We start from the raw sequence: 23,782 nt of genomic DNA, 5'->3' as shown, positions 1-23,782 counted from the left end.
CCGCTGAAGCGGGCCCTCGGGGGTACTCGGCGCCCCATGAGCGAGAAGGAGCAGGTCAGCAGCTCGTACTGGCTTCAGACGGCACCGGACGGCCGCCACCCGGCTCTGGCCGAGGACGTGGACGTCGACGTGGCGGTCATCGGCGCCGGGATCGCCGGTCTGTGCACGGCGTGGGAGCTGACGCGGGCCGGACGGAGCGTGGCGGTGCTGGAGGCCGGGCGGGTCGCGGCCGGGGTCACCGGCCACACCACCGCCAAGGTCACCGCCCTGCACACGCTGGTCTACGACAAGCTGCGGCGCACCCGCGGCCCCGAGGGCGCGCGGCTGTACGCCCGCTCCCAGTCCGAGGCGATCGAGCGGGCGGCCGGGATCGTCGAGGAACTCGGCATCGACTGCGAGTGGGAGAGCCGGAGCGCCTACACGTACGCGTGCGACGCGGGCCGGGTGGACGAACTGCGCGCCGAGGCGCGGGCGGCCGCCGAGGCCGGGCTGCCCGCCTCGTTCGTGACGGAGACCGGGCTGCCCTTCCCGGTGGCCGGCGCGGTCCGGGTCACCGGACAGGCCCAGTTCCACCCGCGCAAGTACCTGCTGGCCCTCGCCGCCGACCTGGCCGAACACGGCGGGCGGATCTACGAGGACACCGCCGTCCTCGGCCTGGACGAGGGCGAGCCGTGCCGGCTGTCGACCACGACCGGGGCGACGGTCAGGGCCCGGGACGTCGTCGTCGCGACGCACTACCCGATCTTCGACCGGGCCCTGCTGTTCGCCCGGCTGTCGCCGCGCCGCGAGCTGGTGGTGGCCGGGACGATCCCCGCGGACCGGGACCCGGACGGCATGTTCATCACGCCCGACGAGGGCATCCGCTCGGTGCGCACGGCACCGCACGAGGGCGACCGGCGGCTGCTCATCGTCACCGGGGAGCACTTCACACCTGGCACCGGCGACCCGCGGGCCCGCTTCGAGCACCTCACCGCCTGGGCCCGGGACCACTTCCCGGACCTGGACGTCACCCACCGCTGGGCCACGCAGGACATCGACCCCACCGACACCGTGCCGATGGTCGGCCCGCTGCACCCGGGTGCGCGGCACGCGTACGTGGCCACCGGCTTCGGCGGCTGGGGCATGAGCGGCGGCATGATGGCGGGCCGCCTCCTCACCGCGCGGATCACGGGCGAGGAGTGCGCGTGGAGCGGGCTGTACGACCCGCGGCGGCTGCGTCCGGCCGTGCGCGAGGCGCCGTCGTTCCTCAAGACGCAGGCCAAGGTCGCCGGGCACTTCGTGGGGGACCGGCTGCGGCCCGTGCCGCCCGTGGAGGCCCTGCCGCCCGGCGAGGGCGCCGTGGTCCGCGCCGACGGCCATCGCCTCGCGGTCTACCGGGACGACGACGGCAGCCTGCACGCCGTCTCCGCCCGCTGCACCCACCTGGGCTGCCTGGTCGCCTTCAACGGCGCCGAGCGCGCCTGGGAGTGCCCCTGCCACGGCTCCCGCTTCGACACGGACGGCAAGGTGATCCAGGGCCCGGCGACCAAGCCGCTGGAGCAGCGGGACATCTGACGGCCGGGTGACACCAGCGGTCGTCACGCATAAGGGAACGATCCCGCTCATATCTTCATACGGTGATCGCCCTTCTCCGCCGTGTCACCACCGTGTGCGCCCTGAGCACGGCCCTCGCCGCCTGCGGTACCACCCAGCCTCCGCGGGCGCTCACCACGCCGGTGCCCGCACCACCGCCGAGGCACCCCACCCTCGTCCCCGGTCCGGCCGGCCTCACCCCCGTCTTCGAGCACGGTCCCCGCACCCGCGGCCGGACCGTCGCGCTGACCTTCGACGCCGACATGACCGCCGGGCAGGGGGCGCGGGCGGCGGCGGGCGAGCGGTTCGACCATCCGCGGCTGATCTCGACGCTGCGCGCGCTGAAGGTGCGGGCCACCGTGTTCATGACCGGGCGGTGGGCCGAGGAGTACCCGGAGCAGGCCCGCTCCATCGGCCGGGACCCGCTCTTCGAGGTCGCCAACCACTCCTACAGCCACTACGCCTACACACCGGACTGCTACGGCCTGCCGACCGTGTCCGAGGAGCGGAAGCGGTCGGACGTGGAGCGGGCGTACGCCGCGTTACGCGAGGCCGGCGTACCGGATCCGCTGCCGTACTTCCGCTTTCCCGGCGGCTGTTACGACCGCCGGGCCCTGAAGGCCCTGACCCCGACCGGGGTGACCGCGGTGCAGTGGGACGTGGTCGGCGGTGACGCGTTCGAAACGGACCCGGACGTGGTCGCCCGGCAGGTGCTGGACGGGGTGCGGCCCGGCTCGGTGGTCGTCCTGCACTGCACCCGCAGCGCCGCCCCGGCGACCGAACGGGCCATGCGGACGATCGTGCCGGAGCTGCGCCGCAGGGGCTTCCGGTTCGTGAAGGTGTCCGAGCTGGTCGGGGCCGTGGGCGGGCGGCCCTGACCGGCCTACGCTGAACATATGAACGACAACGACTACTGCCTGATCGACGCGACCAGGCCACCCCTCGCGGAGGGCCCGCCGTACGCCGAGTGCGTGCTGTGCCGGGAGCCCACGGAGTACCCGGAGTCGTACAAGGGCATCACGCTCTGCCCGGTCTGCGAGTGGCAGGAGGCGCAGCGCACGGCCTGCTCAGGGTGATCGGCGAGAGACGATCGCACCGGCCAGGGCCAGCGCCGCTGCCGTGACCAGGGCTGCCGCTGCCAGCGGCAGCAGCGGGAGCGGGACGGTGCCTGACCGAGATCCGGTCACCAGGCCCTGCACCGCCGCCTGCGCCGGGGAGCCGGTGGCCACCAGGGACAACAGCGCCGCGAGCAGCAGGGCCAGGACGGCACGGCCCCGCGACCGCAGCAGCGGCCGGCTCGTCAGCGCGCCGACGGCTGTGCCGAGCAGGGCGCAGGCCAGGGTGGCGAGCAGCCCGGCACCGCAGGCCGGGGCAAGCGGCACCCGGGTGTGGTGGTCCGAGGCGACCGGGTCGCTGAGCAGTGTCACGAGAAGGGTCGTGACCGAGCCGAGCGCCGCCGTGCCGGCCAGTGCCACCAGCAGGCAGGCCACATGGGCCCGGGCGGGCCCGGCGGCCGCCGCCACGCAGCCGCGCGCGGCCTCCGGCTCGCCCGTGACGCAGATCCGCGCCAGCCAGGCCGCGACGGGCAGCAGCGCGGCGGCGGAGTAGCCCAGCGAGTCGAGCACCGGCTGGCCGGCCTGGACGCTGACGGCGAGGAAGGCGGCGTACAGCAGGAACGGCGGCAGCCAGCGCTGCGAGCGCAGCAGCAGGGCGGCGTGGTAACGCAGGAGGGCCGTCATCGGCTGCCCCCGGCATCCGGCTGCGGAACCACGCGCACCACGTGCCAGGGAGGCCGGGCCGTGAGCAGGGCGCGGAGCAGGATGTCGGAGTGCGGGGCGGCAACGGTCAGGCGGTAGTGGCCCGGTCCGGTCTCCTCGGCGGAGGCGGCGGTCCGCCGCACGTCGTCGGGAAGCCGACCGTCCGGCGGGCCCTGTGCCTCGACGGTGACGTGCGGTCCGGACGGCCGCGGTCCCGGCACCTCGCACGGAACAAGACTCCCGTCGCGCACGGCGTACGTCGCGTCGGGCAGACCCGCGAGGCGGCGCGGGTCGTGGTCGACGAACACCACGGATCCACCGGCCGCCGTGCGCGCGGCGACCGCCCGCTCCAACTCGGCGCGGGCATCGGTGTCCAGACCGGTCCACGCCTCGTCCAGCACCAACAGTTCCGGCTCCGCCAGCAGAGCCTGGGCGACCGCGACCTTCTGGCTGCTCCCCTTGGACAGCCGGGCCATCGGCGTATCGGCGTAGGCGGCGGCCCCGAGGCGCTCCAGCCACTCACCGGCGGTCCGTGCGGCCGTCGTGCGGGACAGGCCGTGCACGGTGCCGAGGTGGGTGAGGTAGCCGACGGCGGTGAAGGGCAGGGCCGGCGGGAACCGCTCGGGGACGTAGGCCGTGCGCGGCCGGCCGGTGATCCGGCCTTCGCTGGGAGCGTCGATACCGGCGAGCAGGCGCAGGAGGGTGGACTTACCCGTGCCGTTGGCGCCTTCGACGCGGACAAGGCGGCCCGGGGCCACCGTCAGGTCGACGCCACGCAGCACCCAGGGGCCGCGCAGGCCATAGCGGCGGCCCGCGTTCTCCAGGGACAGGTCGGGTCGCATGGGGCCCATACTGCACGATCTTGCGGCTGGCAGACTGGGCTTCGTGAGCGAACACCCGACGCCCGTCAGTGACAGCCCCTTCCGGTCCGAGCCCTCTACGCGGGACACGGCGCCGCAGTTCGTGCTGCCGCTGGTCGTGCGGATCGAGCGGGCGGACCCGCCGGCGCGTACGGACGCGCTCGAGACGGCCGCGCTGGCCGTGCTGACGATCCTGGACGACCAGCGGTCGACCGGCGACGGCGAGTGGGCCCAGGCCATGCGGGACTGGCAGGACGCCCGGATCCGCAAGGTGGTGCGGCGGGCGCGCGGGGCCGAGTGGCGGCGGGCCGAGGCGCTGCCCGGCATCACCGTCACCGGCGAGTCGGCCCAGGTGCGAGTCTTCCCGCCGGTCCCGCTGGACGGCTGGCCCAAGGACCTGGCACGGCTCCAGGTCTCCGGCACCGACCTGGACGACCCGGAGCCGCCCGTGGACGCGGACCCGGCCGCCCCCGTGCTGTGGGTGAACCCGCACCTCGGCATGACGGCCGGCAAGGCGATGGCCCAGGCGGGCCACGCCGCCCAGCTGGCCTGGTGGGAACTGACCGACGAGGAGCGGGCCGCCTGGCATGACGCGGGCTTCCCGCTCGCCGTACGGACGGCCGCCCCGGCCCGCTGGCCGGAACTGACGGACAGCGGGTTGCCGGTGGTCCGGGACGCGGGGTTCACGGAGATCGCCCCCGGCGCCACTTTCGCGGTGGAAGGGGTCGACCGTATCCGTGCCCTCGCGCGCGAGGGTCGGCCGTAGGGCGGCGCGTCAGGTCGTGATGGTGGTCACGGCGTCGACGCCGTAGGTCCGCGCGTAGCCGTTCTCGGTGCCGACGAGGAGGTCGACGACCTCGAACCAGCGGTCCCAGAAGGGCGTCTCCCGCAGGGCGTCGACGAGGAGCTGGTAGGCGTGGTGGTCGTCCGCCTCCCAGACCCAGACGTCGGTGACGCGGGCGGAGTAGAACTCCGTGTCGTAGAAGCGTGACCGGACGCCTGTGGTCTTGGCCTTGACCACGGGGACGACCTCGGTGGCGAGGGCGTTCACGCGCTCGTGGGGTGTCATGGCGAGCCATTCGGGTGTGGTCTTGACGAGCATGAAAGCCGTCACGGGCACAGTGGTTTCCTCGGTGGACATCGTGGCTCCTTCGGTGGGTCGTCGAGCGGCTGACGTTCCTCATCCTCCGGAGACCAACACCGTTGCCACAATGGGAACTTCAGCAAGGGATCATTGCCCGGAATGGAATTACTCTGGTGAACAGCACGGATCCGGTCATCGACGCGAATCTCGCCGTGGCACTGCACGCCCTGCTCGACGAGCAGAGCGTCACCCGCGCCGCCGAACGCCTGCACACCTCCCCCGCGGCCATGAGCCGCACCCTCGCCCGCCTCCGCCGTGTCCTCCAGGACCCCCTGCTGGTCCGGGCGGGGCAGGCCATGGTCCCCACCCCCCGGGCCCAGGCACTGCGTGACGAGGCCGCCGCGGTGGTGCACCGCCTCGGGGCACTGCTCGGCCCCGGCTCCGAGGCCGACCCCGCCACCCTGCGCGGCACCTTCACCCTCCAGGCCTCCGACCTGGTGGCCGCGGCGCTGGCCCCCGGGCTGCTGGACCTGGCCCGGGAGGAGGCACCGGGCGTCTCGTTGCGGCTGCGCGCCGAGGAACTGGAGGCCGGGCCGGCCCTCCGCGACGGCCGGATCGACCTGGAGATCGGATCGATCGACCACGTCGACCCCGAGACCCAGGTCGAGGAGTTGGTCGCGCTGCGGATGGTGGCGGCGGTCCGGGACGGTCATCCCCTCACCCGGGACACCCTGACCCCTGACCGGCTCGCCGCCGCCGAGCACGTGGTGGTCAGCCGCCGCGGCCGGTTCACCGGGCCCCTCGACACCGCCCTGGCCGAGCAAAACCTCCGCCGGCGGGTCACCGCCGTGCTCCCCAGCCACCTGGCCGCACTGCACCTCGCCGCCCGCAGCGACGTCGTCTGCCTCGTCCCCGCCGCGCTGCCCGGCGCCCCGCCGTCACCCGTGACCGAAGCCGCCGCCGCGCTCGGACTCGGCCTGCTCGACATCCCCATGCCGCTGCCGCCCCTGGTCATCGGCATCGCCTGGCATCCCCGCCACGCCGCCGACGGAGCGCACCGCTGGCTCAGGGACGCGGTCCGCCGGACCCTTCGGCCCAGTCCCTGACGTCCCTGACGTCCCCGGCGGAGCCGCGGGGCGTCCACCCGTTCGGCGCAGCCGCGAGCGCGCCGGTCGCGGGCGGGTGCTCCAGTGGGGTTACGAGTCGACCCGACCCAGGAGGCAGCCATGACCAGCGCAGCCCACCCTCCCCCCACTCCGCCCGCCTCCGACCGGACGCCCGGCGGCTCCGGTGGCAGCGGCGATTCCTGGGCGGCCGGGGGTCTCACCCTCGGCGGCACCCTGATGGTCGTCTACGGCCTGTTCGCGGTGCTCCAGGGCATCGCGGCGATCGCGAACGACGAGGTGTACACGAGCTTCGGCGAGTACGTCTTCGCGTTCGACCTGACCGCTTGGGGCTGGATCCACCTGGTCGTCGGGGTGCTCGTGGTGCTGGCCGGGCTCGGCCTGTTCACCGGCGCCACCTGGGCGCGGGTCGCCGGCGCGTGCGTGGTCGGGCTGGCGCTGATCGCGAACTTCATCTGGCTGCCGTACCAGCCGTTCTGGTCGATCATCATGATCGTGACCGGTCTGTTCGTCCTGTGGTCGGTGTTCAACTACCGCGCCTCCAGCACGGCGTAGGCGCCGGGTCAGTCGGGCGGCGGACGCCGGTCCCGGTCGGCGACCACCGTGTGCAGCCGACGGGTCAGCGCGGTGGCCGCCGCGGTGAGGAAGACGAACGTGTACAGGATCTGCAGGACGGTCACCATGCGGGCCTCCTGTCCGCTCGGCGTGATGTCGCCGTAGCCGACGGTCGCGAGCGTGACGACGGTGAAGTACAGCGCGTCGACGCGGGTGCTCAGACCGACGAACTGGCCCGGCTGCTGGGCGAGGGCGTAGTAGCCGGACGAGAAGACCAGCACGGCCAGGCACATGAGCAGCGAGATCATGAGGCCCGACCGGGCCTGCGGCTTCTCCAGCACCACGTCGCGCACATGGCGCAGCAGCAGCGCGGCGACGAGCGTCAGGCACAGCGCGAACAGCGGCCAGCCCAGCCAGGGGCGGTCGGCGCCGAGCCCTTCGAGCGGCAACAGGAAATAGGCCGTGCCGACCGCCACGAGCAGGGCTCCGGCTCCGATCCGCAGCCGGCGGACACCGGCCGCCCCGGACTCCGGCTCCCTCTTCCGCGCGGGGCGCTGCGGCTGCTCGCTGCCTTCGGGCACAGTTCCGGTCTACGGCGTATCAGGGGGTGGCGCGAGCCCGGTGCCTCCGTCGGTGAACCTCAAATGTTCCTCTGAAGGCGTCCGTGGCAGGGTTCGGGGCCGGGCGGCTGGGCCATACCCCCCTCACGTTCGAGGATCGGGCCGTGCGGAGGAGGGGGACGAAATGGAGCGACTGGGGACGGGCATCGGATGGCGACCGGAGATCGCGGACGCCGTGGAGCGCATGCCGGGGATCGACTGGGTCGAGGCCGTGGCCGAGAACGTCTGCCCCGGGCATCTGCCCGATTCGCTGCTGCGGCTGCGCGAACGCGGCGTCACCGTGGTGCCGCACGGCGTCTCACTGGGCCTCGGGGGCGCTGACCGGCCCGACGAGGGCCGGCTGGCCGCGCTGGCCGAGCGGGTGGAGACGCTCGGCTCGCCGCTGGTCACCGAGCACATCGCGTTCGTACGGGCGGGCGGTGCGCTGACGGCGTCCCCGCGCCTGGAGGCGGGCCATCTGCTGCCCGTGCCCCGGACCCGGGACGCCCTCGACGTCCTCTGCGAGAACGTCCGCATCGCGCAGGAGTCACTGCCGGTGCCGCTGGCCGTCGAGAACATCGCCGCGCTGATCTCCTGGCCGGGCGAGGAGATGACGGAGGGCCAGTTCCTGTACGAGCTGGCCGACCGTACGGGGGTCCGTCTCCTCATCGACGTGGCCAACCTGCACACCAACCATGTCAACCGCGGCGAGGACCCGGCCAAGGCCCTCGCCGAGCTGCCCCTCGAGGCCATCGCCTACGTCCATGTCGCGGGCGGCTTCGAACGCGACGGCGTCTGGCACGACAGCCACGCCCACCCCGTCCCCCGGCCGGTCCTCGACATCCTGACCGACCTCGCCTCCCGCGTCTCCCCACCGGGCGTCCTCCTGGAACGCGACGAGAACTTCCCGGAACCGGCGGAACTGGAGCGGGAGCTGGGCACGATCCGACGGGCGCTGGAGACGGGTGCCGTCGAGCGCGTGAAGACGGAACTCCGCACGGCGGGTGACGTGGCTGCGCGACGGGATGGGGCAGGGGGCACTGAAGCCGGGCTGCCGTCGGGGGCGTACGCCGAGCGACGGGACAGCGAGACCCGGAACGCGCGGGGCGAACTACTCGCGGGTGGCAGCGCCGGGCAGCGGGCCCAAGCGGCGCTGGACGCCGGCGGCGAGCTGCACGCGGGCGCCGACGCCGAGCAGCTCGAGGGCGCCGGGGTCGGGGGCGCACAAGGCGAGCTGCTCGACGGTGGCAGCGCCGGGAAGCGGGGCCGAGAGACCGGGGAGGTCGGGGCGACACGGGGCGCCTTCGACCTGCCCCACCCCGGTGCCCGGGAGCGGGTGGGGCTCGCGCAGGCCGCGCTGTTGTCCGCGCTGGTCGCCGGGACCCCCGTGCCCGAGGGGTTCGACCGGGCACGGGTCGGCGTACAGGCGCGGGCGCTCGCCGCCAAGCGGGCGGATGTCGTGGGGAAGGTCGCGCCCGAGCTGCCGGTGATCCTCGGAGCGGACTACCGGCCCGCCTTCCTCGGCTACGCCCAGACCCACCCGATGACCGACGGCTACCGACGCGACGCCCTCACCTTCGCCGAGCACCTGCTGTCCGCCGGGCGGCCCGGGGACGCGCAGGTGCGGCGGGAACTGCGGGAGTGGTGGCTGGAGCGGTCGGGCCCCACGCCGCGCTCCCGGCGCCCGGCCCAGCGACTCGCTCGCGCCACACGCAGGGTCCTGCTGCGGCGTTGAGGGGAGCCCCCTCTAGTTGAGGGGAGCCCCCTCTAAAGGTGCTTCTCCGGTACCGCGTCGCCCGCCGGAGCATCGCCCCGGCCGTAGTGGTGCGTCGTGAACATGTAGAGCAGGCCCGACCCCACCACCACGCCGCCGCACAGCAGGACGATCCAGTTCTCCCACCAGGACTTCTCCGGGGTGCGGGCCCAGCAGATGTTGATGATGGCGAGGATGCCGTAGACCAGCGCCGCGATGTTCACTGCCAGGCCCCAGCGGCCCAAGGTGAACTCCCCCGCCGGACGCCAGCCCTTGAGCCGGGCGCGCAGCGCGGCCAGGACCACCATCTGGAACGAGCCGTAGATGCCGAGAATCGCGAACGAGACGATATTGGTGAGGGCGTCCTCGGAGAGCAGTGAGGCGAAGGCGATGATCAGCGGCACCGCCGCGGACACGAACAGTGCCCAGCTGGGCACCGCACGGGCGTGGACGAACCGCCGCAGCAGCCGGTGCCCGGCGATCATCTCGTCACGGGCGTAGGAGTAGATGAGCCGCCCGGCCGCGGCCTGGAGGCTGATCGTGCAGGACAGGAAGGAGATCAGCACCACGGCCATCACCATCCGCGCCCCGGTCTCGCCCATGGCGTCGAACAGCACGTCCACCACCGGGTCGGCCTGCTCGCCCGAGATGATCGCGTTGAAGTCCGTGACCGACAGCAGCAGCGACATGCAGGTGAACGTGGCCGCCGAGCCGCCGATGTAGATGGTGCGGCGCATCGCGCGGGGGATGACCCGGCCAGGGTGGGCGACCTCCTCGGCGGTGTCGCCGCACGCCTCGAAGCCGTAGTACTGGTAGAGGCCGATGATGCCGGCTGCCAGGAACGCCGGCAGGTAGGAGCCGTCTCCCTCGACGCCGTAGGTGTCGAAGATGACGCCGAGGCCCTGGTGGCGGTGGGTGGCCAGCAGGTAGACGCCGACGACGAGGGCGCCGATGAGTTCGCCGGCGAAACCGATGAGCGCCGCCGTCGACAGTGCCTTGGTGCCCATGTAGTTGATGAGGATGGCGACGACGATGAGCACGGCGGTGCACAGCACGGTGGTGTGCACGGTGGCTCTGAAGCCGAAGAGGATGGCGATGTAGGGGCCGGCGCCGTAGGCGACGGAGGTGATGGTCACCAGCAGCGCCCACATGTACACCCAGCCGGTCATCCACGCCCAGCGTGTGCCCCACAGCCGCCGGGCCCAGGGGTAGACACCGCCCGCGATCGGGTACTGGGCGACGATCTCGCCGAAGATCAGCGCGACGAGGAACTGGCCGCAGCCGGCGACCAGGAACGCCCAGACCATCGGCGGTCCGCCGTCGGCGATCGCGATGCCGAAGAGGGTGTAGGTGCCCACCACCGGGGAGAGGTAGGTGAAGCCGAGGGCGAAGTTGGCCCAGGGGCTCATGTCCTTGCGGAACTCCGAGCCGGGCTCCCCTCCGGGGGTGCCGGAGGCCGGTGCGGGAGGCTGTGCGGCGGTCACTTTCCGGCCCTCTGTTCCACGGCCGGCGTGCGGCCGCTGATCAGGTCGGCGGCGCGTTCTGCGGTGAGCAGGACGGTCACCATGGGGTTGATCGTGGGCATCGTCGGGAACACCGACGCGTCGATGATCCGCACGCCCTCGAAGCCGCGCAGTCTCAGCTCGGGGTCGCAGACGGCCAGCGGATCGTCCGGGGCGCCCATGCGGCAGGTGCCCGCGGGGTGGTAGACGGTGTGTGCCACGCGGCGGCCGTACTCCGACAGGTCGGCGTCGGAGACGACGTCCGGGCCGGGCGCGACCTCGCGGACGAGCCAGTCGCGCAGCGGGGCGGTGGCGGCGACCTCGCGGGCGATCTTCAGACCGTCCACGATGGTGCGCTCGTCGTGCCCCTCCGGGTCGGTGAAGTACCGGAAGTCCAGGGCGGGGTGCTCGGCGGGGTCGGCGCTGCGCAGCCACAGGCGGCCGGTGGACCGGGCACGCGGCACGTTCGGCGTCATGCACACTCCGTGCTGCGGCACGGGGTAGCCCAGGCGTTCGGTGTTGACGGTGAACGGCACCTGGTAGAAGTGGAACATCAGGTCGGGACGCGGCTGGCCCTTGTCGCGGCGAACGAACAGGCCGGCGTCGGAGTCCATCGCGGAGTTGGGCGGCAGCGGGCCGTCGGTCTCCCAGACGATCACGGACTCGGGGTGGTCCAGCAGGTTCTCGCCGACGCCGGGCAGGTCGGCCCGTACCTCGATGCCCAGCTTGCGCAGGTCGTCGGCCGGGCCGATGCCGGAGAGCATCAGCAGGCGCGGGGTGTCGACGGCTCCGGCGCACAGCAGGAGTTCGCGTTCGGCGCGCACGGTGGCGGGTTCGCCGTCGGCGCCGCGGACGGCGACCCGGGTCAGGCGCCCCGACTCGTCGGTGAGCAGCCGGTGTGCCCAGGTCTCCAGGAGGAGCGTGAGGTTGGGCCGGTCCATGACCGGGTGCACATAGGCGACGGAGGCGGAGGAGCGCAGATTGCCCTCCGGCTCGTAGGCCAGCGAGAAGAAGCCGGTGCCGTCGGCGAAGGGTTCGGCGTTGAAGTCGTCGACGACGGGGACGCCGAGGGCGCGGGTGGCCGCGGTGACGAAGTCCTTGGCGATGGGATTGCGGTCGGCCTCGGCCACCGGGACGATCTGGGTGCGCAGCCGGTCCCGGTAGGGGAGGATCGTCGCCGGGTCCCAGCCGGGGCAGCCGCGGGCCACCCAGTCGTCGAGGTCCTGCGGCAGCGGCAGGAAGCTGATCAGCGTGTTGTGGGAGGAGCAGCCGCCGAGCACACGGGCCCGTGAGTGCAGGATGTGGGAGTTGCCGCGCGGCTGTTCGACGGTCTTGTAGCCGTAGTCGTACTCCGAGCCGAGCAGGTTGATCCAGTTGCGCAGGCGCAGCACGCGCTCGTCGCCGACATCGCTGGGGCCGCCCTCGATGACGCAGACGCGGCAGTCGGGGTCCTCGCTCAGCCTGGCGGCGAGCACGCAGCCGGCGGTGCCGCCGCCGACGATGACGTAGTCGTAGGCGGACTCGGCGCCGTGCGCGGGTGTGGGGGCCATGCGGTGCCCTGCTTTCTTTGTCGTTCGGTGCGCCACGGGCGGGATGTTGCTGCCGGAAGGTCAGCCCTTGAACCAGCCGGAGGGGGCGGGGGCGAGGTTCTGGTAGATGTGCTTGGCCTCCTGGTACTCGCGCAGCCCGGTGGGGCCCAGCTCGCGACCGACGCCGGAGCGGCCGAAGCCGCCCCACTCGGCCTGCGGCACATAGGGGTGGAAGTCGTTGATCCACACGGTGCCGTGCCGAAGCCGCTGCGCGACGCGCTGGGCGCGGCTCGCGTCGGAGGTCCACACGCCGCCTGCCAGGCCGTAGCGGGTGTCGTTGGCGAGTTCCACCGCCTCGTCCTCGGTGCGGAAGCGCTCGACGGTGACCACCGGGCCGAAGACCTCCTCCTGGACGATGCGCATGGACCGGTCGCAGTCGGCGAAGATCGTCGGCAGCAGGAAGAAGCCGCGGCTCAGGGCGGGTTCGTCGGGGCGGACGCCGCCGGTGACGAGCCGGGCGCCCTCCTCCTTGCCGATGGCGATGTACCCCTCGACCTTCTCGCGGTGCTCGGCGGAGCTGAGCGGGCCGCTCTCGGTGCCCTCCTCCAGGCCGTTGCCGAGCCGGATCGCCCGGGCGCGGTCGGCGTAGGCGTCGACGAATCTGTCGTGCAGGGAGTCCTGGACGAGCAGGCGCGAACCGGCCGAGCAGACCTGCCCGGAGTGCAGGAAGGCGGCGTCCAGCGCGTAGTCGACGGCCGCGTCGAAGTCGGCGTCCGCGAAGACGATGTTGGGGTTCTTGCCGCCCAGTTCCAGGGCGATGTTCCTCGGCCCCTCGGCGGCGCTGGCCATGATGGACCGTCCGGTGTCGAGGCCGCCGGTGAAGGACACCAGGTCCACGTCGGGGTGGCTGGTCAGGGCCGCGCCGACGGTCGCCCCGGAGCCCAGCACCAGGTTGGCGACGCCGGGCGGGGCGCCGGCCTCCTCGATGAGCCGGATCATGGCGATGGTGGTGAGCGGTGTGGTCTCGCTGGGCTTGAGGACGAAGGTGTTGCCGGCGGCCAGCGCCGGGGCCACCTTCCAGGAGGCCTGGAGCAGCGGGTAGTTCCAGGGGGCGATGAGCGCGCACACGCCGATCGGCTGGTAGACGACGCGGCTGAGGACGTCGGGGCCGACATCGACGACCCGGCCGCCGTCCTTGCCCGCGAGTTCGGCGAAGTAGCGGAAGGCGTTGGCCACGTCCTCCACGTCGATGCGCGCCTCGGTCAGTGTCTTGCCGGTGTCGAGGGTCTCGGTGCGGGCGATCTCCTCCTGGTCGCGCAGCAGCAGGTCGTGGACGCGCAGCAGCAGGTCGGCGCGGCGGCGGGAGGGGGCGTTCGCCCAGTCCTCCTCGGCGAAGGCACGCCGGGCGGCGCGTACGGCGCGGTCCACGTCGGCGGCGTCGGCCTCGTCGACGGTGGTGACGACGGAGGCGTCGTAGGGGTTGACCACCTCCCGCCGCCCACCGGCCGTGGCCTGTGTCCACTCGCCGTCGATGTACAGCTCACCCACCGCGGGGCCTCCTTCGCATCCGGCCGGTGCCGATCGGCTCGACGGTCAGCAACATGGCCCATCGGGAGGTCGGCGGCCACGGGGCACACCGCCGCGACGGCGTCCGGGCGGCCCAGAGGACCCGGGTGGGCTAGTCGCCCGGCCCCGCGCCCGCGCGCCCGAGTGTGCCGGGACTAACACCGGGGTCGTGTCCGCCGGGACCCACGGGAAGATATCTGCCCATTTGCACGGATAGGCCCCTCGACGCGGCTCATCAGATCGCCCCGCCCTGTCCCCGATGCAACCATTCGCCCGTGTACGGCAGTTGACGTAGAGCCCGCCGTATCATGGCGATTCCGCACCCGAAGCGCACTAGCGTGCGGTGCCGTACCAGGAGGCACCACCATGCGACCCCGACCCCCCGTCAAGGGCCGAGGCATCGTCAGCGGCACAGGGCTCATCGTCATGTGCCTCGCGGCGACGCTCGCCGCGCTGGTCTTCTCGCTCTGGCCGTACACCGACCGGCCGGGGACGGCGCCGGACGCGCTGAGCGCGCAGACGTTGCGGACGAGCTACGGCCCGCTGTCCTCGCTCGACCAGGAGTTCCTCGTCAAGTTCCGGCTGGCCGGACTGTGGGAGCCGTCCGCGGGACGGCAGGCACGGACGAAGGGGACCACCCCGGCCGTGCGGGCGGGCGGCCGGCATCTCGTCGAGGGGCACCGGTTCCTGGACGAGCGGGTCCGCGGCGCCGCCGCCCAGCTGAACGTCACCCTGCCGGACACGCCCGACGACCGGCAGAAGCAGTGGCTGGCCACCCTGGACGAGGCGCGGGGCGCGGAGTACGACCGGCGGTTCGCCACCGTGCTGCGGCTGGCGCAGGGCCAGGTGTTCCCGGTCGCCGCCCAGGTCCGGGCGAGCACCCGCAACTCCCTGGTGCGCGACCTCGCCGACGACGCCACCATGACCGTCCTCGACCACATCAAGGCCCTGGAGGCGACGGGCGACGTCGACTACGACGCCGTGGCACGCGACATGGCCGCCGGCAGCACTCCCCCGGCCTCCGCCCCGACCCCGGCCCCGTCCATGACGCTCCCGCCGCCCGCCTTCCGCCCACCGCCGGGGCAGTGAAGCGGAACGTCACATACCGACAACACTCCGTCCGGATTGTGGATGAGGCATGGTGCTTTCGGGACCGTGTCACATACAAACAACATATGCTCTGGGTTCTTTTCCTGCTGGCGGCCTGGGCCGTGGCGGGCACGGCGTGCACACGGCTGTGCCTGGCCGCGGTGCGCGCCGCGGCCGGCGACACGGACACCGGCCAGGTCCATGAACTCACCCTGTACGAGGCCGCGTTCCTCTCCGGCGGGCCCCGGCGGGTCGCCGACGTGACCCTCGTCGCCATGGCGCGTCAGCGGCGCCTGCTGCTGGCCCACACCGGCTGGGCGACCGTCGTCGATCCGCGCGGGCGGGACGCGATGGAGCGGTCGGTGATAGGAGCCATCGGCCCCGAGGGGCAGTCCCGGATCGCCCCGGTGCGAACCACCGCCGCCACGGCGGACGCGGTGCGCGGGATCGCCGACGGGCTGGTGCGCGCGGGCCTCGCCGTGCCCGACAGCGACCGGACCACGGTCGCGGCGGGGGTTCGGCAGGTGCGCGTGGCGGCGGTCGCCGTGCTCGGGCTCGGCGTCGCCGCGCTGCTGGCGCCCGCCCCGCCGGACATGCCGCGCCACCTGATCGCCCTGTGGTTCGCGCTGCCGCTCACGCTGAGCCTGAGCTGCCTCGCCGTCGCGCGCGTCGAGATCCACCCGTACTCGCGCTGGGCCTCCCCGGCGGGTCAGCGGCTGCTCGGCGCGCTGGCCCGCAACGCGGACGGCACCGCCGACGACCGTACGTACCTCACCTCTGTGGCCGTTCGCGGGGTCAGCGCGATAGGTGAACCGGATCTGCGCGCCGCTTTCGCGCACCGCGAGGCACACGGCGGACGGCCCGGGGGCGCACGGGAGCATTGACGCCGACACCGGCGGACGGTGCTTGCCTTCCTCAATCGACGCACCAAACATCCCTTTTGTCACCACCGTGCACCGAAGGGATACCCGATGAGAGCCGCCCTCCTCTACTCGGCAGCGGGGTCCTTGCTGTTGAGCGCCCTGACCGCGGCCCCGGACATCGAGGGCCGATCCGCCGCGCCCGAGCAGCACGGCACCGCGGTGGCCGCCGCGCGCGCGAAGGCGGCCGGTGTCCGGTTCGGCCCGTGCGCCGACGCGCGGGACCTGCCGGGGGGCATGCAGTGCGGCACGGTGACCGTCCCGCTGGACTACGCCCGGCCCGACGGCCGGCAGATCCGACTCGCCGTCAGCCGGACCCGGGCCACGCAGAAGGACCCGAACAACGGCAAGCGCAAGGTCCGCCGGCAGGGTGCCCTGGTCTACAACCCCGGCGGACCCGGGGCCACCGGCCTGTACTTCCCGGTCGTCGGGATGCTCCCCGAGTGGAAGCGGATCGCGGCCGCCTACGACCTCGTCGGCTACGCCCCGCGCGGCGTCGGCCGTTCCGCGCCGCTGTCCTGCCAGGACCCCGGGCAGTTCTTCAAGGCGCCCACCCAGGCGCAGACGTACCCCTCGGCGGCGTTCAAGAGGGAACGCGTCGCGCAGGCGAAGGCGTACGCGCGCGGCTGCGCCGAGCGGGCCGGCAGCGCGCTGCGGCACTACCACTCGCTGAACAACGCCCGCGACCTCGACGTGCTGCGCGCCGCGCTCGGCGAGAGACGGCTGACGTTCCTGGGCTCGTCGTACGGCACCTACTTCGGGGCCGTGTACGCGACGCTGTTCCCCTCGCACGTACGGCGGATGGTGTTCGACTCGGTGGTCGATCCCGACCCGGCGGAGATCTGGTACCGCAACAACCTCGCCCAGTCGGCGGCGTTCGAGGGCCGCTGGCGGGACTTCCGGAGCTGGATCGCCCGGCACCATGGCGTGTACGGGCTGGGCAGGACCGCGCGGGAGGTGCAGCGCGGCTACGCGCGGGCGAACGCGCGGCTGGCCGCCGAGCCGGCCGGCGGGAAGGTCGGGCCGGGGCAGTTGCAGGAGGCGTTCCTGCAAGCCGGGTACTACGACGACCAGTGGCCGCTCCTCGCGCACGCGCTCTCGGCGTACCTCAAGGGCGATCCCAAGCCGCTGGTCGAGCAGGCGAGCCGGTATCCGGAAGCGGCCGCCGAGGCGGAGAACACCCGCGCGGTGTATCTGGCCGTCGAGTGCAACGACGCCCCCTGGCCGACGGACTGGCGGGTGTGGGACCGGGACAACACCCGGCTCGCGCGGGTGGCGCCGTTCGAGACCTGGGACAACGTGTGGACGAACCTGCCGTGCGCCTACTGGCGGGGGCCGCGGCAGCGGCCGCTCGACGTCGGCACCGCGCCGGGCGAGCTGCCGCCGACGCTGATCCTGGCCGCCGAGCGGGACGCGGCCACGCCGTACGACGGGGCCCTGGAACTCCGCCGCAGGCTCGCGGGCTCGGTCCTGGTGACGGAGCGGAACGCGGGCGCGCACGGCCTGGCGGGCGGGCCGAACGCCTGCGTCAACGGCCACCTGGAGGCGTATCTGCTGGAGGGCCGGCTGCCGGGGCGGCGCGCGCAGTGCGCACCGCACGCCGAGCCCGAGCCGCGGTCGACGGCCCCGGAGAAGCCCGGGGCCGAGCGACGGCTGCGCTGATCAGGCCAGACCGGCGACCAGTTCGGCGACGTCCTTGCGACGGCCCGTGAAGAACGGGACCTCCTCGCGGACGTGCATACGGGCCTCGGAGGCGCGCAGGTGACGCATGAGGTCGACGATGCGGTACAGCTCGTCGGCCTCGAAGGCCAGCAGCCACTCGTAGTCGCCGAGAGAGAACGAGGCGACCGTGTTGGCGCGCACGTCCGGGTAGCCGCGGGCCATCTTGCCGTGGTCGGCGAGCATGCGGCGGCGGTCCTCGTCGGGCAGCAGGTACCAGTCGTAGGAGCGCACGAAGGGGTAGACGCTCACATAGTTGCGGGGCGTCTCGTCGGCGAGAAACGCCGGGATGTGCGCGCGGTTGAACTCGGCGGGGCGGTGCAGCGCCATGTTCGACCACACCGGAGTGAGCGCCCGGCCCAGCTTCGTGCGGCGGAAGAGGTTGTACGCCTCCTGCAGCGCGTCGCTGGTCTCCGCGTGCCACCAGATCATGAGGTCGGCGTCGGCGCGCAGGCCCGAGACGTCGTACGTGCCGCGGACCGTCACGTCCTTCGCGGCGAGCTGGTCGAACAGCTCCTGGACCTCGTCGGCATACCCGGCGCGGTCCTCGGGGAGGACGTCCTTCAGCTTGAAGACGGACCAGAGCGTGTAGCGGATGACCTCGTTGAGGTCCTTGGCCAGCTTGCCCTTGTTCGGGATCCTGCCGGTCTCGGGGGTGGAGGCGTCGTTGCTCATGTCCTCATTCTCCTGCTCCGCCGTGCAGGCTCTGCACCGGGTGGTCGGTGAGCTCCTGCACACCCCGCAGGTCACCGTGGATCTGGTCGACGGCGGCATAGGCGCTCGCGATGCAGGCCGGGATGCCGACGCCGTCGTACGGGGCGCCGCAGACGGCGAGCCCGGGCAGCCGGGCGATGTGCTCGCGGACGCGGGCCACGCGCGCGTGGTGGCCGACGGGGTACTGGGGCAGGCCGTCGTCCCAGCGGGTGACGCGGGTGGCGACGGGTGTGGCGTCCAGGCCGGTCGCCGCCTTCAGGTCGCGCCGGGATACCTCCACGAGCTCGCTGTCGTCGCGGTCGAGGATCTCCGTCTCGCCGTACCGCCCGACGGAGGTGCGCAGGACGAGCAGGTCGGGGTTCTCCTCGGCGACCCAGCCCCATTTCCGCGAGGCGAAGGTGGAGGCCTTGATGGTGCGTCCGTCGACCGGCGGCACCAGGAAGCCGCTGCCCTCGGGCAGGGCCGCCTCGGCGCGGCGGTAGGCGAGGGTGATCAGGGCCATGGAGGCGTACTCGACGGCGCCGAGCTCGGCGGCGGCCCCGGGGCTGTCGGTGCGCACCAGGGCGGCGGCGGCCGGAGCGGGCACGGCGACGACCACCGCGTCCGCATGCCACACATGCACACCGGAGACGACCCGCCACCCGCCGTCCGCCGGGGTGCGGCGCAGCTCCGTCACCGGCGTCCCCGTCAGGATCTCGCCCCCGCGGGCCCGGACCGACTCCGCCACCGCGAGGGGCAGGGTGCCCACACCGCCCTGGAGGCCCATGAACACCGGGCCGGTCTGCTGGGCGGCGGCCGCCTTCGCCTGGATCTCGCGGACCCCCTCCGTCAGGGAGGTGTGGCCGCGGGCGGCCTGGAAGAGCTGGGGGACGGCCGAGCGCATCGAGATGCGGTACGCGTCGCCCGCGTACACGCCGCCCAGCAAGGGCTCCACCAGGCGGTCGACGACCTCGCGGCCCAGGCGCTCCGCCACGTACTCCCCGACCGCCACGTCGTCGCCGACCTCGGTGCGGGGCAGCTCGGCGTCGCGCTCGATGCGGGCCAGGCCCTCGTCGGACAGCAGGCCGGACAGGGCGGCGGCGGTGCCGGGGACGCCCATCACATGTCCCTTGGGCATCGGGCGCAGTGCGCCCCGGGTCCAGATCGAGGCCGTGGCGGTGGCCGGGGGCTGGAGGCGGTCGGTGAGGCCCACCTCGCGTGCGAGCGCCACCGCCTCGGGGCGGCGGGCCAGCATCGACTCGGCGCCGAGGTCCACGCGCGCGCCCGCGATCTCGCCGGGCAGCAGCTTGCCGCCGACCCGGTCGGAGGCCTCGAGCACGGTCACCCGCGCCCCGCGCTCCAGCAACCGGTGCGCGGCGGCCAGGCCCGCGATACCCGCCCCGATGACGATGACCTGTCCCGTGCCCGCACGGGCTTGAACTTCGCGCATGCCTCCAGCCTCTCAGACCCCTCCGACAGTGCCGCCGGGCCCCGGTGTCCCGCACGAGTCCCGCACGAGTCCCGACCGTGACCGCATCGGAACCGTCCAGGACCAAACGTCCGGCGCCGCCCGGGCGTCGAAGAAGCGTCAGCGGAATCGAACCCCGGGGGAAGCCCACATGCGCACACGACGACCCGCACGCCACCCCGCCCCGACTCTGGCCGCCGTCCTGCTGGCCGCGGCCCTCGCGCTCACCGGATGCAGCGGCGCCGGCGAGGACTCCGCCGGCAGCACCGCCGACCGCGGAGTCGCCGCCCCGCAGGCGGACGACAAGGCGGGCGACGCGTCCGGCGCGAAGGAGGCCGCGCCCGGCACCGCCGGAAGCGGAGCCCGGGCGACCGCGCCGCCGAAGCTCACCGCGAGCCACATCATCCGCACCGCCTCCCTGACCGTGCGGGTCAAGGACGTCCCCAAAGCCCTGGAGGAGGCCCGCACCAACGCCGAGAACGCGGGCGGCTACGTCGGCAACGAGACCACCACCCGGGACGCGGACGGCCACGAGCGGACCCGGGTCGTGCTGCGCGTGCCCGTCGAGAAGTACGACCAGGTCCTCGCCGAGCTGGAGGGCGCCGGAAAGCTCCTCGACCGCAACGCCAAGGCCGAGGACGTCACCGACCAGGTCGTGGACGTGGAGAGCCGGATCAAGTCGCAGCGCGCGAGCGTGGCCCGGATCCGCGAGCTGATGGACCAGGCGACCAAGCTCAGTGACGTGGTGACCCTGGAGGGCGAGCTGAGCACCCGCCAGGCCGACCTGGAGGCGCTGCTCGCCCGCCAGACGTCCCTGAAGGACCGCACGAGCCTGGCCACCATCACCCTCTCGCTGTCCGAGACCCCGGTGAAGAAGAAGGAGGCGAAGGACGAGGACCCGGGCTTCGTGGACGCGCTCGCGGGCGGCTGGAACGCGTTCGTGACGATGCTGCGCTGGCTCGCGGTGGCCCTCGGCGCGGTCCTGCCGTTCGCCGCGGTGGCGGCCCTGCTCACGCTGCTGTGGCTGCGTGTCGTCCGCCCCCGTCTCCCGCGCCGCCCGCGTCCCGCGCCCGCCACGAGCGCGCTGGGCCCGCTGCCGACGGCCCGCCCGGCCCCGGAGTCCGCGCATCCGCGCACGCCCGGCGAGCAGGACTGAAATGCCCTGCTCCCGTAGCGTGTTCGCATGAGCATGAACCGTACGCAGGGTACGCGGGAGCGACTGGTCGTGATCGGCGGCGACGCCGCGGGGATGTCCGCGGCGTCGCAGGCACGCCGTCTGAACAAGCCCGACGACCTGGAGATCGTGGCGTTCGAGCGCGGCCATTTCACGTCGTACTCGGCGTGCGGCATCCCCTACTGGGTGGGCGGCGACGTCCCGGACCGGGACCGGCTCATCGCCCGCACCCCCGAGGAACACCGCGCGCGGGACATCGATCTGCGGCTGCGCACCGAGGTCACCGAGCTCGACCCCGACGGGCAGCGGGTACGCGCGCGTGACGTCGACTCCGGCGCCGAGTACTGGACGCCGTACGACAAGCTCGTGATCGCGACCGGCGCCCGGCCGATCCGGCCCGATCTTCCCGGGGCCGACGCGCCCGGGGTGCACGGGGTGCAGACGCTGGACGACGGGCAGGCGCTGCTCGACACGCTGGCACGCACGCGTGGCCGTCGCGCGGTGGTCGTGGGGGCCGGGTACATCGGCGTGGAGATGGCCGAGGCGCTCATCAACCGCGGCTACGAGGTGACGGTCGTCAACCGCGGCAGCGAGCCCATGTCGACCCTCGACCCCGACATGGGCCGCCTGGTGCACAAGGCCATGGAGGGCCTGGGCATCACGATGGTGAACGACGCCGAGGTCACCGGGATCCTGACGGGCGACGACGGCCGGGTACGCGCGGTGGCCACGAAGGACCGCGACTTCCCGGCGGACGTCGTCGTGCTCGGCATCGGGGTACGCCCCGAGACGACCCTCGCGAGGGCGGCCGGCCTCCCGCTCGGCACCCACGACGGACTCCTCACGGACCGCTCGATGCGGGTGCGCGGGTACGAGAACATCTGGGCCGGCGGCGACTGCGTCGAGGTCCTCGACCTGGTCTCCGGCCAGCAACGGCACATCCCGCTCGGCACCCACGCCAACAAGCACGGCCAGGTCATCGGCACCAACGCGGGCGGCGGCTACGCCACGTTCCCGGGCGTGGTCGGCACGGCGGTCAGCAAGGTCTGCGACCTGGAGATCGCGCGCACGGGACTGCGCGAGAAGGACGCCCACCGTGTGGGCCTGCGCTTCGAGACGGTCACCATCGAGTCGACCAGCCGCGCGGGCTACTACCCGAACTCCTCCCCCATGACGGTCAAGATGCTCGCCGAACACCGCACGGGCCGCCTCCTCGGCGTCCAGATCGTGGGCAGGGAGGGCGCGGGCAAGCGCGTCGACATCGCGGCGGTCGCCCTCACGGCGGGCATGACGGCGGAACAGATGACGACCCTGGACCTCGGCTACGCCCCACCCTTCTCCCCCGTCTGGGACCCGGTCCTGGTAGCGGCCCGCAAGGCGGCGGCGAAGACGCGCGGTTCCTTGTGAGGGACCTTTCAGGGGCGCGGGGAACTGCGCGAACGGCCACGGCGGCGCCGCACCGGCCACGCGCCCGCACCCCCCACGGCGACCCCCCTACGCGGTCCCGGCAGACCCATTGATCCGATCGATCGCCTGCCGCGCCTGCTCCGCCGGCGGCCGCGACGGCAACGACGACACCGACGCCGAAGCCGTCACCGCCGGCGGCTGCTCCCCCGCCGGCTTCGCATGCGCAGCGGCCCGCGACGAACGCAGCCGATGACTCACCGCCTCCTCCAGCGTCACGGGCCGCCGCATCTGGGATGCCAGCCGCCCGGCCTCCTGGCCGAGACGGGCCACGTCCTCCCAGGGCAGCCGCACCACCAGCGTGAGCTCCGCCTCGCCGTCGGGCAGTGCGTGCATCGCGGGAGTAACTCGGTCGTTCATCGCCTGTTCCTCACGTCGGCCCCGCGACCCGCCTTCCCCGCGCCGCGGGCGGTTGCCGACACATACGCACGCCCCGACGGCAGCGTTCACCCGCCTCGGCGATTGCCGCACTCACCGGTTCACGGGCAGCAGCAGGACATAGCGCAGCTCCTGCCGGTACGCGGGAAGCAGCACCTGCGAGGTGACGGTGAGGGTCTCCGGACAGACGTGGGGCAGGCGCAGTTCGTAGCGGTGGCCGTGCCGGTAGGCGAGAACCTTGGGGCTCTGGTCCCAGAGGTCGCGGCACACGCGGTCGTCGAGGACGGCGTCGCGCAGCGCGCCGAGGTCGGCGTCGTCGGGACGGGTCACCAGCGCGAACCGCAGCAGGGCGAGGTACTGCGCGGCGTGCCGGGGCCAGTCCACGATCTGCTCGCGGGCCTCGGTCGTGGTCAGTGCCCAGCGCATCAGGTTGGCGCCGGGCTCCCGGACCCAGGGGAACCAGCGGGCCATGGCCGCGTTGTGATCGAGGAGGTTCCACGCCTGGTCGGTGAGGTAGGTGGGGAAGCCGGTCTGCGCCGAGGCGAGTTCGGCGAGGGCGTCGGTGACCTCGTGCGGGTCCTCGCCCCCGGCCTGCTGCCCGCCGGCACCGCCGAGGGCGTGCCCGTACAGGGCCATGCGTTCGTCGGGGCCGAGCAGCAGGGCCCGGGAAAGGCGCTCGAGTATTTCGCCGGAAAGCGGGGCGTGCAGCCCGGTTTCGAGATTCCGATACCAGCGTTCGCTGACACCCATGCGGTCTGCAACCTCTTTTTGAGGTAACGGTCTTCCTCTGTTCATTTTGTTTCCCGCGTCGACGCGCCAAGCGCGCAGCAGATGAGGCAGCGAAGAAACAGACTGGACATGACGGGACACCGCTCGGAAACACTCCCTCTGCGTATTGCCGGGGGGACACACCGTAACAAGGGCGGGAGTGGCATGCGAAGCTTCCGGCAAAAAGCTGCCGGTTGACGCATCTTGT

23 protein-coding genes are annotated in these 23,782 nt (G+C 73.1%); 12 read left to right on the top strand and 11 right to left on the bottom strand.

Annotated features, from left to right (window positions below; genetic code table 11):
- Positions 1-36: 36 nt before the first annotated feature.
- The 3 genes from ACFT32_RS31460 (at position 37) to ACFT32_RS31450 (ending at position 2,648) form a co-directional block, all read left to right on the top strand.
- Positions 37-1,554, top strand: coding sequence for an FAD-dependent oxidoreductase (locus ACFT32_RS31460; protein ID WP_382496057.1), 1,518 nt, complete (start codon positions 37-39; stop codon positions 1,552-1,554).
- Positions 1,555-1,616: 62 nt separating this feature from the next.
- Entirely contained in the window at positions 1,617-2,450 is an 834-nt protein-coding gene (locus ACFT32_RS31455; RefSeq protein WP_382496055.1) for a polysaccharide deacetylase family protein, read from the top strand.
- Positions 2,451-2,468: 18 nt separating this feature from the next.
- The gene (locus ACFT32_RS31450; protein WP_382496054.1) at positions 2,469-2,648 is read left to right on the top strand and encodes a hypothetical protein; all 180 of its coding nucleotides are present in this window, start codon (positions 2,469-2,471) and stop codon (positions 2,646-2,648) included.
- On the opposite strand, the gene ACFT32_RS31445 is transcribed toward ACFT32_RS31450, so the two are convergent.
- Complete coding sequence (locus tag ACFT32_RS31445) at positions 2,640-3,311, bottom strand: ABC transporter (RefSeq protein WP_382496052.1); 672 nt, start codon at positions 3,309-3,311, stop codon at positions 2,640-2,642. The genes ACFT32_RS31450 and ACFT32_RS31445 overlap by 9 nt on opposite strands.
- A complete protein-coding gene (locus ACFT32_RS31440) occupies positions 3,308-4,171 on the bottom strand; it encodes an ATP-binding cassette domain-containing protein (protein WP_382496050.1) in 864 nt (287 codons plus the stop codon). Before ACFT32_RS31440 ends, ACFT32_RS31445 begins: the two co-directional genes overlap by 4 nt.
- Here ACFT32_RS31440 and ACFT32_RS31435 point away from each other — a divergent pair.
- Positions 4,170-4,955, top strand: coding sequence for a peptidyl-tRNA hydrolase (locus ACFT32_RS31435; RefSeq protein ID WP_382496048.1), 786 nt, complete (start codon positions 4,170-4,172; stop codon positions 4,953-4,955). The genes ACFT32_RS31440 and ACFT32_RS31435 overlap by 2 nt on opposite strands.
- 9 nt (positions 4,956-4,964) lie before the next feature.
- Here the strand turns inward: ACFT32_RS31435 and ACFT32_RS31430 are convergent, their stop codons facing one another.
- Entirely contained in the window at positions 4,965-5,330 is a 366-nt protein-coding gene (locus ACFT32_RS31430; protein ID WP_382496046.1) for a darcynin family protein, read from the bottom strand.
- A gap of 116 nt (positions 5,331-5,446) precedes the next feature.
- Here ACFT32_RS31430 and ACFT32_RS31425 point away from each other — a divergent pair, with 116 nt between their 5' ends.
- Together ACFT32_RS31425 and ACFT32_RS31420 are read left to right on the top strand one after the other, a co-directional pair.
- On the top strand, positions 5,447-6,379 hold the full coding sequence (locus tag ACFT32_RS31425; RefSeq protein WP_382496044.1) for a LysR family transcriptional regulator: 933 nt from the start codon (positions 5,447-5,449) through the stop codon (positions 6,377-6,379).
- A 120-nt stretch (positions 6,380-6,499) separates the two neighbouring features.
- The gene (locus tag ACFT32_RS31420; protein WP_382496042.1) at positions 6,500-6,952 is read left to right on the top strand and encodes a hypothetical protein; all 453 of its coding nucleotides are present in this window, start codon (positions 6,500-6,502) and stop codon (positions 6,950-6,952) included.
- Between the two features lie 8 nt (positions 6,953-6,960).
- On the opposite strand, the gene ACFT32_RS31415 is transcribed toward ACFT32_RS31420, so the two are convergent.
- Complete coding sequence (locus ACFT32_RS31415) at positions 6,961-7,455, bottom strand: potassium channel family protein (protein ID WP_382496676.1); 495 nt, start codon at positions 7,453-7,455, stop codon at positions 6,961-6,963.
- Between the two features lie 241 nt (positions 7,456-7,696).
- On the opposite strand from ACFT32_RS31415, the gene ACFT32_RS31410 reads away from it, so the two are divergent.
- Positions 7,697-9,286 (top strand): DUF692 domain-containing protein, encoded by a 1,590-nt coding sequence (locus tag ACFT32_RS31410; RefSeq protein WP_382496040.1) that lies wholly within the window; start codon positions 7,697-7,699, stop codon positions 9,284-9,286.
- A 32-nt stretch (positions 9,287-9,318) separates the two neighbouring features.
- Here ACFT32_RS31410 and ACFT32_RS31405 read toward each other — a convergent pair whose 3' ends face one another.
- From ACFT32_RS31405 to ACFT32_RS31395, 3 genes are read right to left on the bottom strand one after another with little or no spacing between them, the layout of a single operon-like run.
- Positions 9,319-10,788, bottom strand: a complete 1,470-nt coding sequence (locus ACFT32_RS31405) for an APC family permease (RefSeq protein ID WP_382496038.1) — start codon at positions 10,786-10,788, stop codon at positions 9,319-9,321.
- On the bottom strand, positions 10,785-12,356 hold the full coding sequence (locus tag ACFT32_RS31400) for a GMC family oxidoreductase (RefSeq protein WP_382496036.1): 1,572 nt from the start codon (positions 12,354-12,356) through the stop codon (positions 10,785-10,787). The genes ACFT32_RS31405 and ACFT32_RS31400 overlap by 4 nt, the downstream gene beginning before the upstream one ends.
- Positions 12,357-12,416: 60 nt before the next feature.
- The gene (locus tag ACFT32_RS31395; RefSeq protein WP_382496034.1) at positions 12,417-13,883 is read right to left on the bottom strand and encodes an aldehyde dehydrogenase family protein; all 1,467 of its coding nucleotides are present in this window, start codon (positions 13,881-13,883) and stop codon (positions 12,417-12,419) included.
- 384 nt (positions 13,884-14,267) lie between these two features.
- Between ACFT32_RS31395 and ACFT32_RS31390 the strand changes: the two genes are divergently transcribed.
- The 3 genes from ACFT32_RS31390 to ACFT32_RS31380 all read left to right on the top strand — a co-directional run bounded on the left by ACFT32_RS31390 (position 14,268) and on the right by ACFT32_RS31380 (position 17,572).
- Entirely contained in the window at positions 14,268-14,990 is a 723-nt protein-coding gene (locus ACFT32_RS31390; protein ID WP_382496032.1) for a DUF4142 domain-containing protein, read from the top strand.
- Positions 14,991-15,076: 86 nt separating this feature from the next.
- A complete protein-coding gene (locus tag ACFT32_RS31385) occupies positions 15,077-15,874 on the top strand; it encodes a TIGR04222 domain-containing membrane protein (protein ID WP_382496030.1) in 798 nt (265 codons plus the stop codon).
- An 87-nt stretch (positions 15,875-15,961) separates the two neighbouring features.
- Complete coding sequence (locus tag ACFT32_RS31380; RefSeq protein WP_382496029.1) at positions 15,962-17,572, top strand: alpha/beta hydrolase; 1,611 nt, start codon at positions 15,962-15,964, stop codon at positions 17,570-17,572.
- Here the strand turns inward: ACFT32_RS31380 and hemQ are convergent, their stop codons facing one another.
- A complete protein-coding gene (gene hemQ, locus ACFT32_RS31375; protein ID WP_382496027.1) occupies positions 17,573-18,304 on the bottom strand; it encodes a hydrogen peroxide-dependent heme synthase in 732 nt (243 codons plus the stop codon).
- Between the two features lie 4 nt (positions 18,305-18,308).
- Positions 18,309-19,772 (bottom strand): protoporphyrinogen oxidase, encoded by a 1,464-nt coding sequence (hemG, locus tag ACFT32_RS31370; RefSeq protein ID WP_382496026.1) that lies wholly within the window; start codon positions 19,770-19,772, stop codon positions 18,309-18,311.
- A 169-nt stretch (positions 19,773-19,941) separates the two neighbouring features.
- Here hemG and ACFT32_RS31365 point away from each other — a divergent pair, with 169 nt between their 5' ends.
- A complete protein-coding gene (locus ACFT32_RS31365) occupies positions 19,942-20,946 on the top strand; it encodes a DUF4349 domain-containing protein (protein ID WP_382496025.1) in 1,005 nt (334 codons plus the stop codon).
- 27 nt (positions 20,947-20,973) lie between these two features.
- Positions 20,974-22,371: an FAD-dependent oxidoreductase gene (locus tag ACFT32_RS31360; protein ID WP_382496023.1), complete on the top strand. Its 1,398-nt coding sequence runs from the start codon at positions 20,974-20,976 to the stop codon at positions 22,369-22,371.
- 87 nt (positions 22,372-22,458) lie between these two features.
- Here the strand turns inward: ACFT32_RS31360 and ACFT32_RS31355 are convergent, their stop codons facing one another.
- Together ACFT32_RS31355 and ACFT32_RS31350 are read right to left on the bottom strand one after the other, a co-directional pair.
- Complete coding sequence (locus tag ACFT32_RS31355) at positions 22,459-22,788, bottom strand: hypothetical protein (protein WP_382496021.1); 330 nt, start codon at positions 22,786-22,788, stop codon at positions 22,459-22,461.
- Positions 22,789-22,899: 111 nt separating this feature from the next.
- Positions 22,900-23,676, bottom strand: a complete 777-nt coding sequence (locus ACFT32_RS31350) for a helix-turn-helix domain-containing protein (RefSeq protein ID WP_382496019.1) — start codon at positions 23,674-23,676, stop codon at positions 22,900-22,902.
- Positions 23,677-23,782 lie beyond the last annotated feature (106 nt).

The sequence above is a fragment of the Streptomyces sp. NPDC057002 genome, from assembly GCF_042673825.1.
GTDB lineage: Bacteria > Actinomycetota > Actinomycetes > Streptomycetales > Streptomycetaceae > Streptomyces.
This window is presented reverse-complemented; position numbering and strand designations above follow the sequence as displayed.

What these genes read in the sequence shown, in the direction of transcription:
- ACFT32_RS31460 (WP_382496057.1), top strand. Translation starts at nt 37, where the DNA reads ATGAGCGAGAAGGAGCAGGTCAGCAGCTCGTACTGGCTTCAGACGGCA.
- ACFT32_RS31450 (WP_382496054.1), top strand. Translation starts at nt 2,469, where the DNA reads ATGAACGACAACGACTACTGCCTGATCGACGCGACCAGGCCACCCCTC.
- ACFT32_RS31445 (WP_382496052.1), bottom strand. Translation starts at nt 3,311, where the DNA reads ATGACGGCCCTCCTGCGTTACCACGCCGCCCTGCTGCTGCGCTCGCAG.
- ACFT32_RS31435 (WP_382496048.1), top strand. Translation starts at nt 4,170, where the DNA reads ATGGGGCCCATACTGCACGATCTTGCGGCTGGCAGACTGGGCTTCGTG.
- ACFT32_RS31440 (WP_382496050.1), bottom strand. Translation starts at nt 4,171, where the DNA reads ATGCGACCCGACCTGTCCCTGGAGAACGCGGGCCGCCGCTATGGCCTG.
- ACFT32_RS31430 (WP_382496046.1), bottom strand. Translation starts at nt 5,330, where the DNA reads ATGTCCACCGAGGAAACCACTGTGCCCGTGACGGCTTTCATGCTCGTC.
- ACFT32_RS31420 (WP_382496042.1), top strand. Translation starts at nt 6,500, where the DNA reads ATGACCAGCGCAGCCCACCCTCCCCCCACTCCGCCCGCCTCCGACCGG.
- ACFT32_RS31410 (WP_382496040.1), top strand. Translation starts at nt 7,697, where the DNA reads ATGGAGCGACTGGGGACGGGCATCGGATGGCGACCGGAGATCGCGGAC.
- ACFT32_RS31400 (WP_382496036.1), bottom strand. Translation starts at nt 12,356, where the DNA reads ATGGCCCCCACACCCGCGCACGGCGCCGAGTCCGCCTACGACTACGTC.
- ACFT32_RS31390 (WP_382496032.1), top strand. Translation starts at nt 14,268, where the DNA reads ATGCGACCCCGACCCCCCGTCAAGGGCCGAGGCATCGTCAGCGGCACA.
- ACFT32_RS31385 (WP_382496030.1), top strand. Translation starts at nt 15,077, where the DNA reads ATGCTCTGGGTTCTTTTCCTGCTGGCGGCCTGGGCCGTGGCGGGCACG.
- ACFT32_RS31380 (WP_382496029.1), top strand. Translation starts at nt 15,962, where the DNA reads ATGAGAGCCGCCCTCCTCTACTCGGCAGCGGGGTCCTTGCTGTTGAGC.
- hemQ (WP_382496027.1), bottom strand. Translation starts at nt 18,304, where the DNA reads ATGAGCAACGACGCCTCCACCCCCGAGACCGGCAGGATCCCGAACAAG.
- hemG (WP_382496026.1), bottom strand. Translation starts at nt 19,772, where the DNA reads ATGCGCGAAGTTCAAGCCCGTGCGGGCACGGGACAGGTCATCGTCATC.
- ACFT32_RS31365 (WP_382496025.1), top strand. Translation starts at nt 19,942, where the DNA reads ATGCGCACACGACGACCCGCACGCCACCCCGCCCCGACTCTGGCCGCC.
- ACFT32_RS31360 (WP_382496023.1), top strand. Translation starts at nt 20,974, where the DNA reads ATGAGCATGAACCGTACGCAGGGTACGCGGGAGCGACTGGTCGTGATC.
- ACFT32_RS31355 (WP_382496021.1), bottom strand. Translation starts at nt 22,788, where the DNA reads ATGAACGACCGAGTTACTCCCGCGATGCACGCACTGCCCGACGGCGAG.